Annotated in this window: 14 protein-coding genes; 8 read left to right on the top strand and 6 right to left on the bottom strand. The window is 60.2% G+C overall.

Going from position 1 to position 14,226, the window contains the following annotated elements; genetic code table 11:
- Nucleotides 1–58: 58 nt before the first annotated feature.
- From AC56QX_RS00455 to AC56QX_RS00440, 4 genes are all read right to left on the bottom strand, one after another.
- Nucleotides 59–337 carry a hypothetical protein gene (locus tag AC56QX_RS00455; RefSeq protein WP_497113186.1) on the bottom strand — a complete coding sequence of 93 codons (279 nt, stop codon included), beginning with the start codon at nucleotides 335–337 and terminating at the stop codon, nucleotides 59–61.
- A gap of 4 nt (nucleotides 338–341) precedes the next feature.
- Entirely contained in the window at nucleotides 342–1,787 is a 1,446-nt protein-coding gene (locus tag AC56QX_RS00450; RefSeq protein ID WP_497113185.1) for a type II and III secretion system protein family protein, read from the bottom strand.
- A gap of 56 nt (nucleotides 1,788–1,843) precedes the next feature.
- Nucleotides 1,844–2,884, bottom strand: a complete 1,041-nt coding sequence (gene cpaB, locus AC56QX_RS00445; protein ID WP_497113184.1) for a Flp pilus assembly protein CpaB — start codon at nucleotides 2,882–2,884, stop codon at nucleotides 1,844–1,846.
- A gap of 97 nt (nucleotides 2,885–2,981) precedes the next feature.
- Nucleotides 2,982–3,203 (bottom strand): Flp family type IVb pilin, encoded by a 222-nt coding sequence (locus tag AC56QX_RS00440; protein WP_497113183.1) that lies wholly within the window; start codon nucleotides 3,201–3,203, stop codon nucleotides 2,982–2,984.
- Nucleotides 3,204–3,744: 541 nt separating this feature from the next.
- Between AC56QX_RS00440 and AC56QX_RS00435 the strand changes: the two genes are divergently transcribed.
- The 8 genes from AC56QX_RS00435 (at nucleotide 3,745) to AC56QX_RS00400 (ending at nucleotide 12,582) form a co-directional block, all read left to right on the top strand.
- Nucleotides 3,745–5,133 carry a TadA family conjugal transfer-associated ATPase gene (locus AC56QX_RS00435; protein WP_497113182.1) on the top strand — a complete coding sequence of 463 codons (1,389 nt, stop codon included), beginning with the start codon at nucleotides 3,745–3,747 and terminating at the stop codon, nucleotides 5,131–5,133.
- Nucleotides 5,133–6,104 (top strand): type II secretion system F family protein, encoded by a 972-nt coding sequence (locus tag AC56QX_RS00430; protein WP_497113180.1) that lies wholly within the window; start codon nucleotides 5,133–5,135, stop codon nucleotides 6,102–6,104. The genes AC56QX_RS00435 and AC56QX_RS00430 overlap by 1 nt, the downstream gene beginning before the upstream one ends.
- Nucleotides 6,105–6,120: 16 nt before the next feature.
- Nucleotides 6,121–7,071 (top strand): type II secretion system F family protein, encoded by a 951-nt coding sequence (locus AC56QX_RS00425; RefSeq protein ID WP_497118055.1) that lies wholly within the window; start codon nucleotides 6,121–6,123, stop codon nucleotides 7,069–7,071.
- 65 nt (nucleotides 7,072–7,136) lie between these two features.
- Complete coding sequence (locus AC56QX_RS00420; RefSeq protein ID WP_497113179.1) at nucleotides 7,137–7,685, top strand: tetratricopeptide repeat protein; 549 nt, start codon at nucleotides 7,137–7,139, stop codon at nucleotides 7,683–7,685.
- An 8-nt stretch (nucleotides 7,686–7,693) separates the two neighbouring features.
- Entirely contained in the window at nucleotides 7,694–8,233 is a 540-nt protein-coding gene (locus AC56QX_RS00415) for a prepilin peptidase (protein WP_497113178.1), read from the top strand.
- Nucleotides 8,234–8,348: 115 nt separating this feature from the next.
- The gene (locus AC56QX_RS00410) at nucleotides 8,349–9,566 is read left to right on the top strand and encodes a phosphatase PAP2 family protein (RefSeq protein ID WP_497113177.1); all 1,218 of its coding nucleotides are present in this window, start codon (nucleotides 8,349–8,351) and stop codon (nucleotides 9,564–9,566) included.
- Between the two features lie 80 nt (nucleotides 9,567–9,646).
- The gene (locus AC56QX_RS00405; RefSeq protein ID WP_497113176.1) at nucleotides 9,647–10,789 is read left to right on the top strand and encodes a hypothetical protein; all 1,143 of its coding nucleotides are present in this window, start codon (nucleotides 9,647–9,649) and stop codon (nucleotides 10,787–10,789) included.
- A 233-nt stretch (nucleotides 10,790–11,022) separates the two neighbouring features.
- Nucleotides 11,023–12,582, top strand: a complete 1,560-nt coding sequence (locus AC56QX_RS00400; protein WP_497113175.1) for a peptidoglycan L,D-endopeptidase MepK — start codon at nucleotides 11,023–11,025, stop codon at nucleotides 12,580–12,582.
- A 104-nt stretch (nucleotides 12,583–12,686) separates the two neighbouring features.
- Here AC56QX_RS00400 and AC56QX_RS00395 read toward each other — a convergent pair whose 3' ends face one another.
- Both AC56QX_RS00395 and AC56QX_RS00390 read right to left on the bottom strand, forming a co-directional pair.
- Entirely contained in the window at nucleotides 12,687–13,220 is a 534-nt protein-coding gene (locus AC56QX_RS00395) for an HD domain-containing protein (protein ID WP_497113174.1), read from the bottom strand.
- A gap of 18 nt (nucleotides 13,221–13,238) precedes the next feature.
- On the bottom strand, nucleotides 13,239–14,009 hold the full coding sequence (locus tag AC56QX_RS00390; protein WP_497113172.1) for an SDR family NAD(P)-dependent oxidoreductase: 771 nt from the start codon (nucleotides 14,007–14,009) through the stop codon (nucleotides 13,239–13,241).
- Nucleotides 14,010–14,226: the final 217 nt, after the last annotated feature.

Genomic DNA, 14,226 nt, shown 5'->3' with positions numbered 1-14,226 from the left:
GCTTTCTTGCACCAAGGGCCCTCGCATGCCCGGCGCCCTCCGCATCCTTCCGTTCAGTTCACTGCGACGTCGTCACACCGGACCCACCGACATTGACCGTAATCGCCGGCGGCGGTGGTGGCGGCGGCGGAAATTTGTAGTTGTGCGCAACAAGTGCAGCGCGCGTGCCGTCGCCTTCGATATGCGTGTTCTTCGAAGCCGGATTGAGCGGATCGACGGTCTGCAGCAGCGAATTGTATTTCTGCGTGTCGCCGGCGGCCAGGGTCACCGAGTCGTAGTGGTTCAGATAGTCCGCGGCGCAGCCCGAAAGCCCACCGGCGCACAGAATGAGGATCAAGGCGCTATTTCTTGACATAGAGCATCTTGTCCTTCGATTTAAAGTCGAGCATGTGGCCATAGGGGCCGGTGACACCGTCGCCCGTCTCATATTTGCGGATCATGTCCTTGTTGACCTCGAGCTGACCGAGCACGAAGAATTCCGGATCGTTGGCGGGCCGCGTCTTGTCGAACGGCGTCGCCAGCTGTTCGCCGGGCTTCACCGGCCGCACGATGTGCGGGGTGACAATGACGACCAGCTCGGTTTCTTCCTTCTGGTTGCTCGAATTGCGGAACAGCGTGCCGATCACCGGCACTTGGCCGAGCCACGGCACCTGGTTCTGCAACTTGGTGGTCTTGGTGGACAGAAGTCCGCCGACGGCGAAACTTTGGCCGTCGCGCAACTCAACAACGGTGTCGAGTTTGCGGTTGGTGAAGATCGGGTCGCCTGCAGTGGTGAAGCCGGTCAGGTCGCTCACTTCAGGCGACAGCTTCATATGGATCTTGTCGTCGGCGAGCACGACCGGGGTGAACTGGAGATTGACGCCGAACTGCTTGAACTCGACTTGGACCTGGCCATTCGCATCGACGCTGCGGATCGGCACCTGGCCGCCGGCGTTGAAGCTGGCCGGCTCGCCGGAAAGCGTGGTGAGGTTGGGCTCGGCCAGCGTGCGCACCACGCCTTTGGCCTCAAGCGCCTCGATGATCAGATCGACCTTGATGTTGCTGTCGATGACGCGGGTGATCAGTGCTGCAAACGGGTTGCTGTTTGAGAGCAGGCCGGAGAGCAGATCGCCCGGTCCGAGCACCACATTGTCACTGTCGACAGCCGCAACGCCCGTCCCGGTTCGGGTCGTCCCCCTGCTGTTCGTGCTCCTGATCGAGACACCAAGGTCGCGGCCGGCGTTGCGCTTGGCTTCCAGCACGCGCACTTCGAGGTTGACCTGCTGGCTGTCATCCACGGTGACGGAGTTGATGATAGCGTCGGGACCATATTGCTGCGCCACTTCCATGATCGCCGCCAGCGTGGCGCCATCCTTGACGTGGCCGCCAAGCCTGACCCTGCCATTGATCGAACCGATTTCGATGCGCGCCCGTGGCGCCACCTGGCGGATCGCCTGCGCCATGTCGCTTACGTCGAGGCCGACCTCGATCTGGATGACGCCGAGCGAGCGCTTTTCAGGTGAGAACAGATTGACCGTGGTGGTGCCAGCGCCCTTGCCGATGACATAGAGCGTGCGGTCGGTCATAGGCTGGGCATCGGCGACCTTCTCGTCGCCGACGACGATATCGCCCAGATTGGCGCTCACCTGGATCGTCACCGATTGCGACACCGGCAGGAAAATACGATGGACGCTGGGGTTCGACACGTCGATGAATCGGTCGGCCGCACCGGCCGCAACGCTCGTTAGCAACAACGGCGCCAGACAGGACAACGCGGCCGCAGCCAACCTTACGCAAAACCCCTGCATCCCCGTCTCCCCACTGCTGCTACCGCTGGCAGCCCCACGTCATTAGCCGTATCTTATCATGGTTGTCGCGGTACGTCATATGTCTCGAGCTTCACCCCCCGAAACACGCCTACGGACACGTTCTTCGGCGGTTCCGGCTGCACAAACTTGACCACTTCCTTGACGACTTCGCGTACTTCCGGCGCTGATGCCACGGCCGGAGCCGGCTTGACCTTGCCCAACTCGTCAAGGCGACTTCCCACTTTCTCAACAGCCTGGGTCAGTCCGGCAATCTTGTCATCCGCGCGCTTGCGCTCCTCGGCAGCCGCGGCTTCCGCCGCTGCCTTCTTGTCGAGCTCGGCCTGCCTTTTGGCGACATCGTCAGGCGTATCGCCGGTCAGATCAGAGAGCGTCACACGTTCGGTCGTCTCGCCCTTGCTGGCCGCGGCCTGGCGAAGCGCCAGCGACAACTGGCCGGCGCCAGCAGCGAGGGTCAGCTTCTGCGCGTCCTTGGTGCTGGCTTCGAGCGTTACGGACTTGACCACTGTCGGGTTGTCCTTGCTGACATCGGCCACCTGGTCGATGGCGAGCACTTTCATGCTCTGCAGCAACACATCGACAAAACTCTTGTCGGCGCCGTCGTCGCCACGCACCGTGCGTGTCAAAAGTATGTCGACCCGGTCGCCCGGGAAGACAAAGCCGGCGACGCCGAGCACATCATTGACCCTAATGGAAACGGCTTTCATGCCGTCGCCGAGCACTGCCGAAAGCGTGGCGCGCTGGCCTGGGCCTGTAATCTTGCTGGTGAGGATAGGTTCGTTGACGCTAATCGCTTGGAGCGCCTGCCTCGTGCCTTCGCCGGCCAGGGCATCCTTTGTCGTCTTGAACGCTCCCGCTGGTATCGCGCCTGCCGGCCAGGGAATTTCGCGCAGTTTGTCGGCGCTCAGAGCGTCGCCGAATTTCAGCGGCATTGCCGCCACCACGACCGTGTCGCGTAGGGTGCCGTTCGACTGCGCCATCGCACTGCGCTGACCGGCCAGCCAGATATTGGCAAGCACCACCGCCAGGACGCCGAACACGCCGGCGAGAACAATCATGATGAGAGTATTGGCACGCATCTTCCCACCCCAAATCGCCCCCCACGGGCGATGCTAGTCTCTTTCTGATGCAGAAGCTTGGGTCGGGATCGAACGATCCCGACCCAGAAGTATTTGGTTACGGCGAGCAAGAACCGGTGCCGGTGCCGGTAGCGCTGACGCCCTTGTTATTCAGATTTGCGCAAAGGCCGGTGAACTGATCGCCAACCCAGCCGCCGATGGCGAGGATCGCGAGCAGCGACGCTGCAGCGATGATGCCGACCAGGATGGAATATTCGACCATAGCAGCGCCGTTTTCGTCGTCGCGGAACTGCCGGGTCATCGTCATGAGCTTCTTCATGTCAATTTCTCCCTTTGGAGGTTTGAACCCGACGAGACAGAGCCAAGGATGAACCCCATACCCAAGCATCCCCCGTCATCTCGATCCTAGGTCTCGAGAATTTGCGGAGTCAAACGGGATTAATGGTTCCTTAACTTTCCAATACATCAACTTGCGAGTTCGCGGCGCCGTTAAATTCCAGCAAGAGCTTGATTCGTCTAATTTTTCAAGCGCTCTTAACCATTCGTTCACAATTGTGTCGCCGAGCTAATCAAGCTATCACTACTTTAGCCATATAGCATATTCCTTTATATCTAAGGGGTTAGGGGAAGGTTGCCGGATCGCCAGATGCCCAAAGCACGCAAGGGTTGCGGAATGCTCCACAGCTTAAATCACCACGATGTCCGAGTGGCGCAGGGGCTGAAATAAAAACGATATTTTCCGGCGACGGTCCTTAACTATGTTGAAAGTATTGACCGCGCGCAGGCGTTAGGGCGCTTGTGCCGCATGTGGTTAATGTTTAGTTTCAACTAATATGCGTCGAAGGGGAGCATAGGCCATTATGCTGGGGCGATTTATCAAGGGGGCGAGCGAACAGCCGACAGCCACTAAGGTCGAATCGTTGGCGGTGCTGCCTGTTGCGCCGGCCCTTTCGCCAGCTGCCGACATCGAGTCCCAAGGGGACGGTTTTCTGACGCTCAAGGTCGAGCTTCATCGCCACCTCATCGATCGTTTCAATCTGACCGCTCTTGAAAGTGCCTCCAAGGATGAGATCCTGAATGAGATCCGTCCGATCGTTCGCGAATTCGTCCGAAATCGAAATGTGCCGTTGAATGCACGCGAACTCGATCAACTGACCAGCGATACCGCCGACGAGATGCTAGGGCTCGGGCCGATCGAGCCGTTGCTCAAGGACGACACCATTACCGACATAATGATCAACACCCACAAGCGCGTCTTTATTGAACGGCGGGGCCTGGTTGAGGAGACGGCCATCCGTTTTCGTGACGAGGCGCATCTGCTGCGCATCATCAACAAGATCGTCTCCGCCATTGGCCGCCGCGTCGATGAATCGTCGCCGATGGTCGACGCCCGGCTCGAGGACGGTTCTCGCGTCAACATCGCGGTGCGGCCTATTTCAGTGGATGGCCCGCTGGTCTCTATCCGCAAGTTCTCGAAAAATCCATACTCGCTCGAACGCCTGATGGCGCTCAATTCGATCAAGCAGCCGATGATCGATCTGCTGCGGATCGCCGTTCAGGCACGCAAGTCGATCCTGGTTTCCGGCGGCACCGGCAGCGGCAAGACGACCTTGCTCAATGCGCTGTCGAGCTACATCCCATCCAGGGAACGCCTGATCACCATCGAGGATGCGGCGGAACTGCAACTGCAGCAGCCGCATGTCGGCCGGCTGGAGACACGCCCTCCCAGTGTCGAAGGCAAAGGCGAGGTTCGCCAGCGTGAACTGGTCAAGAACGCGCTGCGCATGCGGCCCGACCGCATCATCGTCGGCGAGGTGCGCGGCGAGGAAGCGTTCGACATGCTGCAGGCAATGAACACCGGTCACGAAGGCTCGATGACCACCATCCACGCCAACACCCCGCGCGATGGGATCTCACGGCTGGAGCAGATGGTGGGCATGGCCGGCATGCCGATGACCCACGACTCCATTCGCGCGCAGATTGCTTCGGCCATCGACATCATCGTGCAGACACAACGGCTGTCCGACGGCGGCAGGCGCGTGACATCAATCTCGGAAATCACCGGGATGGAGGGCAATGTCGTGCAGCTCCAGGAAATCTACCATTTCGTCCGGCGCGACGTCGGCGCCGACGGCGCGATTATCGGCGATTTTCGTGCCACAGGCGTGAGGCCGAGATTTGCAACGGAAGCAGCAACGCTAGGGCACCATTTCGCCAAGGACGCCTTCAACCCGCAGGTTGCCCTGTGATGCTCACCGGCCAGGAACTGCTTTACTTTATCTATGCCCTTGCGGCAGCATCGGTCATCCTCGCCGGCGAGGCTCTCTATCTTTCCTTTGCCGGACGTCGAGCGGCGGTGGGCGCCATCAATCGCCGCTTGAGGCGGTTGTCTGACGAAGTTCCGGCCGAACGAACCTTGCAAAACCTGCTGCGCGAGCGCGGATTGACGGAATCCGGTGACTTTATTTTTGGGATGATCGGCCTGAACAGGCTCTACACCCAGTCCGGCATCACCGGAAACCCGCTCACCTTTGCCGGCATATTCATCTGTGCCGGGCTCGCGTTGGCGCTGCTGCTGTCGTTTGTCTTCCGGTTATCGGGCGTAGTAGCGCTCATCGAGTTTCTGTTCGTCGGGTTTGTGTTGCCTCTCCTCGTGCTTCGCCGCGCCCGCGGCAAGCGAATACAGAAATTCGCCAAGCAACTTCCGAACGCACTCGACATGATCGTGCGTTCGTTGCGCGCCGGACATCCAGCCTCGGTGGCGGTTGGCCTCGTGGCGCGCGAGATGCCTGATCCACTGGGGACGGAATTCGGCATTGTGTCCGACGAAATCACCTTTGGCCTGAGCATCGAGCAAGCCGTGCGAAAACTGTCCCAGCGAGTCGGATTCGAGGGGCTTCACCTGCTTTCGATAGCGCTCTCCATCCAGTCCAAGACAGGCGGTAATCTCACCGAAATCCTCGCTAATCTTTCTTCGGTTCTGAGGGAGCGGCAGAAGTTGCGAATGAAAATCAGGGCGCTTTCGTCCGAGGGGCGGGTGTCGGCCTGGATCATCTCGCTGTTTCCAATCGTGATGTTCCTGATTCTTCAGGTCACTGCCCCGGCCTACTATGGCAAGGTGTGGCACGACCCGATGATTATGCCCGTGTTCTTGGGCTTTGGCGTCTGGGCTCTGCTGGGCGACTACATCATGTATCGGATGGTCAATTTCGACTTTTGAGGAGCCTGCCATCAACCTGCTCTCGAACCTCAACGACCTGGGCTTTCTGGTCTCCACCGCGGTCTTCGTGGCTGCGGTGGCGCTTTTCCTGTTTGGCGGGCTCGTCTTCTTGCCAGCCCTGCAGACGCGAAAGCTGGTCGCGCGAAGCCTGATGGGCGAAGGCGCGGTCGATCCGCGCTCACTCGCGGGTCAGGACGAGTTGGCCAAGATCGCTGCGCAACGGCCGGTCGACGCATACTTTCGAAGCATTGAGAAGGAGCGGGAAGAGCCGAGCGCGCTTGAGGCAAAGCTATTTCGCGCCGGCTTTTATAAGCCCAGCGCTCCATTGATCTATACTTTATCGCGGCTCGCCGCGGTGTGTGTGGGATTTTTGCTGGCATATGCTTTCCTCTCGCGAGTGTTGCCACCGCATCTGCCAGGGTTCTTCGCGCTTGCCGGCGCAGCCCTGTTGGGCCTCGGGTGCATAGTCATCCCTAGCATTCTGCTCGATCGTTTCGAGAACGCGCAGAAGGAAACCTATCGCCGTGGATTCCCGGATTTCATGGATATGATGATCACCTGCGCCGATGCAGGCATGAGCTTGGAGGCAGCGGTCGAGCGCGTTGGTTCGGAACTAGCCGGCACGCACAAATGGCTGGGCATCCAGCTTGCGATCATGAATTTGCAACTGCGCGCGGGAAAGCCTCTGCGAGACGCGTTGCGCGAACTTGCCGACCGCATCGGGCTTGAAGAGGCAAGGGCGTTGGCCGTTCTGTTCCGGCAATCGGAAGAACTAGGCACCAGTTTGACGGATGCATTGCGCGTCTACAGCGAGGAAATGCGGGGACAGAGGATTCTGAGCGCCGAGGAGAAGGCCAACTCACTGCCCGTGAAAATGATGATCCCCTTGGGGCTGTGCATCTTCCCAGTGGTGCTGATGGTGATCATGTTGCCGGTGATCATCCGCATGAAGGGCATTTTCTTCTAAATGGATATATGCTTTGATTCTAAAAAAGAGTCGGACGACTCTTGGGGGATAAAATGACAGGGCCAATGCGCCTCGCAGTCGCAGCCGCAGCCAGTCTGCTGATGATGGCGCTTGTCGGCTGTCAGACAAATGGCGCGGACACCACAGATGGTGTCGTCCGCACCAACGAGCCGTCGAAAGGCGACGTGACGTCTTTTGGCGATGCCTTCGATGGATTGAAGACGGTCGGCAACGTCGAATATTACGCCTCGGACCAGGCCGTGGCCGAAGCCAAGAACCAGTTCCGTGCCGAAAATTACGGCAATGCCGGTGCGTTGTTCTTCAAGGCGACGCAACTCGCGCCCAATGATGGTGGCGCCTGGATGGGGTTGGCCGCTTCGTGCGACCGCATCCACCGCTTCGACCTCGCCGACCGGGCGTATGGCCGAGCCTTCAAGCTGATGGGGGCGTCACCCGAATATTACAACAATGTCGGCTATTCCTACTTGCTGCGCGGCAAGCTGCAGGATGCACGCGCGAATTTCCTCAAGGCCTATGAACTGGCGCCCAACGATCCGACCGTCGCCAACAATCTGAAGCTGTTGTCGTCCAGCGTGCAGAACATAGAACGGTAGCCTGTCCGATGCTGCTCACCGCTGCGCTCCTGTTCAAAGCCTTAGCCATACTGCTCCTTGCAAAAATCGCCTGGACGGATTTCACCGTGCAGAAGATCACCAATCGTGACGTCCTGCTGTTGCTTTGCCTCGGACTTGGCGCGCTGCAGTTGCACTCCTTGCAGACTGGCTCGTGGGTCGAGATGGGCATCAGCGCGCTTGGCGGTCTCATCCTGTTCGCCGCACTCTTTCCGTTCTGGCTCTTGCGCAAGATTGGAGCCGGCGATGTGAAGCTGTTGAGCGTCACGCCCTTTCTGATTGGCGGAAGCAACCTTGCCGTTTTTTCCGTGTTGCTGCTGGTCTTTGCGATCGCCACGGCCGCGCTGGTCAAGAACCCATTTTTGCTGCCGGCGGGACTATTTCGCCATTATGTCGAGCACATGGATCGCAAAGGCGTCGTACCCTTCGGCGTGCCGATATCGGCAGCTGCCATCTGCGCCATGGCCATGCAGATTTATTCGGCGCTGGTGGTCGCTACCAGTTCCGGAATCTTGAATCAGCTCAACTGAATTCTGGCAGTCCGCTCACGGTTGGAAACGCGGGCAGTCCATGTGCGAATAGAGGGCTTGGATATGGTTCCGGACTACCGATCGGCAGTGGCTTGGCTGACGGCTGGATTGATCGTTGGCGCCGTGGCTATCTCGTTCGCGGCTGTTGCCGACAAACCAGCTTCGACAACTATCAGCGCCGAACCGCCACCGCTACCAATCATCAAAAAGAAATCAATCCGAAAGTGGCGCCTCACATAACGGCTGGGGCATTGCTTCTTCTTCAGAGTGCCAGGTCGATGGCCAAATGATGTCAATGGTGGGGGCGGTACTTCGCGGCAGTTCGACGGCATGGCACGCCAACATGGCGTTTCTTGTTACGTTGGCTGTCTACGTTCTGATAGCGCTCGCCGTCGCTGCACGTTGGACCATCGCAGTCGATCTTGTACTCTACAGTCGACCGTTCCTGCTATTTGGCTCAGGCGTGACGGTTATCCTGTTCGCTTTGATTTCGGTACACGTCATGCTTGAGCGGCCGCCACGGCTGTTCCCCGCGCTGAGGGACCGGCTGGTCGCCTATGAATTGCCTTACCGGATGATCATAGGCCTTCCGGTCGTGTTGGCCTTGCCGGTGTTTTTCTCCCTTTTCACCAGCTTGAAGGGCGGTATCAGCAGGATTGTGCCATTCTATGCCGACACCACCATCATGGCGATCGACAGGGCAATCCATGGCGGCGTCGATGCATGGTTGGTATTGCACCCCTTGTTTGGGTACGGTCCGCTGATTTTTATCTTGAATTTCGTCTACAGTCTTTGGCTGGTGGTGATGTTCATCGTGCTTTTTTGCGTCATTTTTTCAATCAGAGATCAACGGATCCGTTCGCAATACCTGGTAACTTACGTCCTGACCTGGGCACTGCTGGGAAATCTTGCAGCAACGATATTTGCGTCCGTCGGGCCGGCCTTTGTCATGCCTTTCTACGGTGACGCTACATTTTCTCCGCTGATGAACCACCTTCGAACAATCGACGCCATCTATCCTGTCTGGTCTGTCCATGTGCAGGAGGTTCTGTTTGCCAATGTAACTTCGAAGGGTCCCCGATTGGGCGGTGGCATCTCAGCTTTTCCGTCGCTGCACGTCGCTATTGCAACTCTAAATGCCATCTATCTCTGGCGCTTCGGCGGCCTGCTGCGCTGGGCTGGCGTCGCCTTTCTGATCCTAATTCAGCTCGGCGCCGTCCAACTGGCTTGGCATTACGGGATTGACGGATATGCTTCGGTACTGGCGACCCTGATCATATGGGCTATTGCCGGACGCATAGAGAAAGCCTCGCTGCACACGGTACCGACCTAGCTTGGTCGTCAGGAATTGCGTGAAACCCCGTTCAAGTTGAGCGTCGATGGCCAGATAAACGATCACAGGGAGAAGGCACCATGGCACTTCACCTTTCGGCAGATGCCCCAGCCTCGGTCGCGGCCACGCCGCAAAAATATCTCTTTGGTCCGTTCATCGACTTTTTCATGCTTGGCGGAAGCGCGCTTGTCATCCTGCCGGTGCTGTATTTTCTGCCGCTCCGGTACGAAGCTGCCGTGACGCTGACGATGTTCCTGCTCTCGCACCTCATAAACCAGCCGCATTTCGGTCATTCGTACCAGATCTTCTACCGCAACTTCGCGCGCAAGGTGCGCGGCGACGGTTACAGCCGCAACCTCCAGATCCGCTACATCATCGCCGGCATTGTCGTCCCCTTGGCCATGACCGCCTTCTTTGCCTATGGCTCGCTGGCGGGCAACGCTCGCCTGCTGGGCAACGCAACCAACGCGATGGGCTTTTTCGTCGGCTGGCACTATGTCAAGCAAGGCTACGGCATGCTGATGGTGGATGCCGTGCTGAAGCGCAAATTCTTCAGCGATCAGGACAAGAAGGTGTTGCTGTTCAACGGCTACGCCGTGTGGCTGTTCGCATGGCTGCAGACGAATGTGGTGATCAGCGAAAGGCAATTCTGGGGTTTGCAGTACTACACCTTCGCGGTCCCGCCATGGCTCCTCACCATCGCCATGTCGGTCGCTGCCGCCTCCTCGGCGGCAACCGCCGTGATGTTCATCAATCGCTGGCGCAAGCATGGTGGGGCGCTGCCCTATAACGGCGTCGTCGCCTACGTCGTGTCCCTCTATGCCTGGATCCTGTTCGTGACGCTGAACCCGCTCTGGCTGCTCGTGGTGCCGGCGCTCCATTCCTTGCAGTATCTGGCGGTGGTCTGGCGCTATCAGACCAATGTCGAGCGCGATCGCGCCGATGCCGTCGAGAGGCCGCAATCGCAAATCCTGTCCATTCTTGGACCGCGATACAGGCTGCGGGTGCTGGCCTTCATCGTGGTTGGCGCAATTCTTGGCGCGCTCGGCTTCTGGCTGGTGCCGATGATGCTGATTGACCTGGTTCCCTACGACAAGGCAGTGCTCGGCTCGTCGCTTTTCCTCTTCATCGCGTGGATCTTCATCAACGTGCACCATTACTTCCTGGACAATGTGATGTGGCGGCGCGGCAATCCGGAAGTCTCGAAATATCTGTTCCGCTGAAGCGATCGGCTGAACGCCTTTCAGGCAATCCGCCCCTGTCGGGAAGGCCCATTCCCGGCACGGACACGATTGATTAACCAAGATGCTGTTCATCGATAGGACGGGGACGGATGCTCGTCTGCCCGGTCAAGTCTGCCAGATCAGGCCTGCTTGTCGGGTCGAGCGCTTCGAAAACAAGGCTCCGCATCCGGCGAAGACGTCAAATCGCCCGAAACGGAAACAATGTGCAAGGCATGAACGTGATTGAAAGCGAACAGAACGCGCCCGGCGCTTCCCGCCGTTGGACATGGCTGCCGGCCATCGTGGTCGCGTTCCTTTGCCTGTGCGTCACCGCCGCGTCCGCCGAGACGCGCGCTTTGCGGATTCAACATCTCCATACCGGCGAGAAGGCCGAGATCGTCTTCAAGCGTAATGGCCGCTACGACCAGTCGGGATTGAAGAAGATCAATGTCATGCTACGCGACTGGCGCCGCAACGAGCCGACCCGAATGGACCCGCGCCTGCTCGACCTCGTCTGGCAGGCCTATCGCGCCAGCGGCTCGACAGCCTATATCCATGTGGTCAGCGCCTATCGCTCGCCGGCGACCAACGCCATGCTGCGCAGCCGCTCGAAGGGCGTGGCTCGGGAAAGCCAGCACATGGTTGGCCGCGCGATGGACTTCTTCCTGCCGGATGTGCCGCTGAAGAAGCTGCGCGACATCGGCCTCAAGATACAGGGCGGCGGCGTTGGCTATTACCCGACCTCCGGCTCGCCTTTCATTCATATGGATGTCGGCAATGTGCGGCATTGGCCGGGCATCAGCCGCCAGGAACTCGCCAGGGTCTTCCCGAACGGCAACACGCTGCATGTGCCGAGCGACGGCAGGCCGCTGCCCGGCTATGGCCAGGCGCTTGCCGCCTACAAATCGCGCAAGAGCGCCGGCACGCCCAACATCGAACTGGCAAGCGCCGACGGCGGTCAGGGCAAGTCGCGTGGCCTGCTGGCGACGCTTTTGGGTGGCGCAGACGAGTCCGATGATGTCGCCGAAGCGGCGCCGGCGCCACGCAAGCCGGCCAAATCGGTGGAGCCCAAGGCGGCCGGACAGGGCATTGCCATCGTGCCGCCGGAGGCAGCCCAGCGCGTGGACATCCAGGTGGCTTCCGCCAGTGCGGCTGAAGAACCACTCGCCGAGCAAAAGGTGAGGACGCCTGAAGCAATCGTCATGGCGATGGCGCCCAACACGGTGCCGTTGCCGGCCTTCGCCCCGCGCGCCGAGACCACCGCCAGCATTCCGGTCCAGCAAACCGCACCATTCGCAATAGCCAGCGCGGATCCCACTCCAGCGGCCGTTGCGCCTGACATGGTGGCGCTCACCGTCCCCTTGCCGACATGGCGGCCGCAAAGCCAGACGAGCCCGGCGCACCAGCCGGATGCAGCCAAATCTGGCGACGCCGTCGCTGCCTTGCTGGCCATGCATCACCCCGATAACGGCCTCGATGGGCTGGCCGGCCAGCACGCCGCGGTTCCTGCACCGAAATCCGAAGATCGCGTCAGGACCAGCCCCAAGGCCGACCGCGTCCAGCCGCGTCTCGATCCCGAAACCACCGCCGTCATTGTGCCCGCCGCGTTGACCGGTCGCGGCATCGCCGGCGGGACCGGATCAGCAGCGGCGCCCGTCATCGCCGCCAATTTCATCCGCACAGCGCCGGAGCAGATCTATCTCGATGGATTCCAGCCGCGAGGACAGACATCCGATCACCGCCGCTTCACCGGCTCCGCGGTGAAATTCCTGCCCATCGCCACCTTCAAATAGAGGGCGAACGAACGCGTTCGACCCGCAACCCATGCCGAAACCTCTCGATCCGATCTTCGCGCGGTTCCTGGCAAGCGTCGACAAGAGCTAGGCGCAGCCTGCCGTCATGAGCTTGCCGGACTACCCGACGGCATGGAGCACTGCTCGGCGGCACGCCTCCACAGCGTCGCATCGCCATCTCTCAGAACCTCGAGCAGCCGGATCTTTTCGACGCGGTAGACACGCCAGAAGCCGGGATCGAGCAGCTCGATGGTGCGCGTGTTGTCGATGAGGTCGGCAAGCTTGATCGTCTTGGCCTGCGCCGGCGCGGCTGCTGTGTGCGCCAAATCTTTTGTCTTGCGTGCCGCACGATTGCCGTCGGAAGGCACGGAGACATCAGTCAGCCACCCGACGAGGTCCGCGACTGTGCGACCGAACTCGTTTTCAATCTCGGCAATCGTTACGGGCGTGTCTTCCACCACATCGTGGAGATAGGCCGCTGCGATCATTTCGTCGGTATGCGGCACGCCACGCACGATTTCGGCGACCGCGGTGGGATGCACGATATAGGGCTCGTTCGTGTATTTTCGCCGCTGGTCGATCGACTCATGCGCCCGGGTGGCAAACTCGCGGGCACGGCGCTCCAAATCACTGGGCAATGATCGTCTCCCCAAGAATTACGCCACCGACCAGCCGCCATCGACCAGTATGTTCGCCCCCGTAATCAGCGACGCTGCCGGTGAGGCGAGGAACACCACGGTTCCCGCCACATCGATCGGGTCGCCGATGCGGCCGAGCGGGATGTGGCCGAGCACATGCGCATGGAAATCCGGCTCGGCGAGCGAGGGGCGTGTGCCGTCGGTCCAGATGAAGGTCGGCGCCACGCTGTTGACGGCGATCTTGTGCTGCGCCCATTCGGCCGCCAGGCAGCGCGTCAGATGGTTGATCGCCGCCTTGGTCATGCAGTAGATCGCCTCGCCCTTCAGCGTCACCGTGCCGGCCTGCGAACTGATGTTGATGATACGTCCCGATTTCTGGGCGATCATCAGCCTTCCCACCGCCTGGGTGGTGAAGAACGTGCCCTTGAGGTTGACGTTCACCGTCAGGTCGAAATCTTCCTCGGTGACGTTTTCCGCCAGGTTTTCCGGCCCGAGCCCGACATTGTTGACCAGGACGTCGATGCGACCGAAGGCGGCATGCGCGTCGGCGACGCCCTTGCGTACCGTGGCGAGATCGGTCGCATCCATCTGCACGGCAAGCGCCCGGCGGCCGATGCGTTCGATCTCGGCGACAAGCTCCGCCCCGTCGGCCTTGCTGCGCACGCCGACGATCATGTCGGCGCCGGAGCCGGCGCAAGCCAGTGCGCAGGCGCGGCCAATGCCGCGCGAGGCGCCGGTGACCAGCACCACCTTGCCGGCCAGATCGAATTTCGGTGTGAAGTCCGTCATCGCAACCTCCCTGAAGCTTTTCGGGCCGAACCTGTTGCCAGCGTGCGCATCGGAACGGCGCTTTTGCTGAAGACTACCTGCTCACGGCGTGAAAACCAGCCGGCATCTGCGCCTCACGACAAGAACACCGTTCGTCCCGGGCCTTGCCACGCGCCGGCCATCATGATGCCATCTCCTGGCGGAAGATTGCACCTTGCGGGTTCCGGGGTGGGCAATG

It is taken from the genome of Mesorhizobium sp. RCAM 06353 (genome assembly GCF_059683585.1).
Note: the sequence above shows the minus strand (reverse complement) of the source record. Positions and strands in the feature narration are given on the sequence as shown.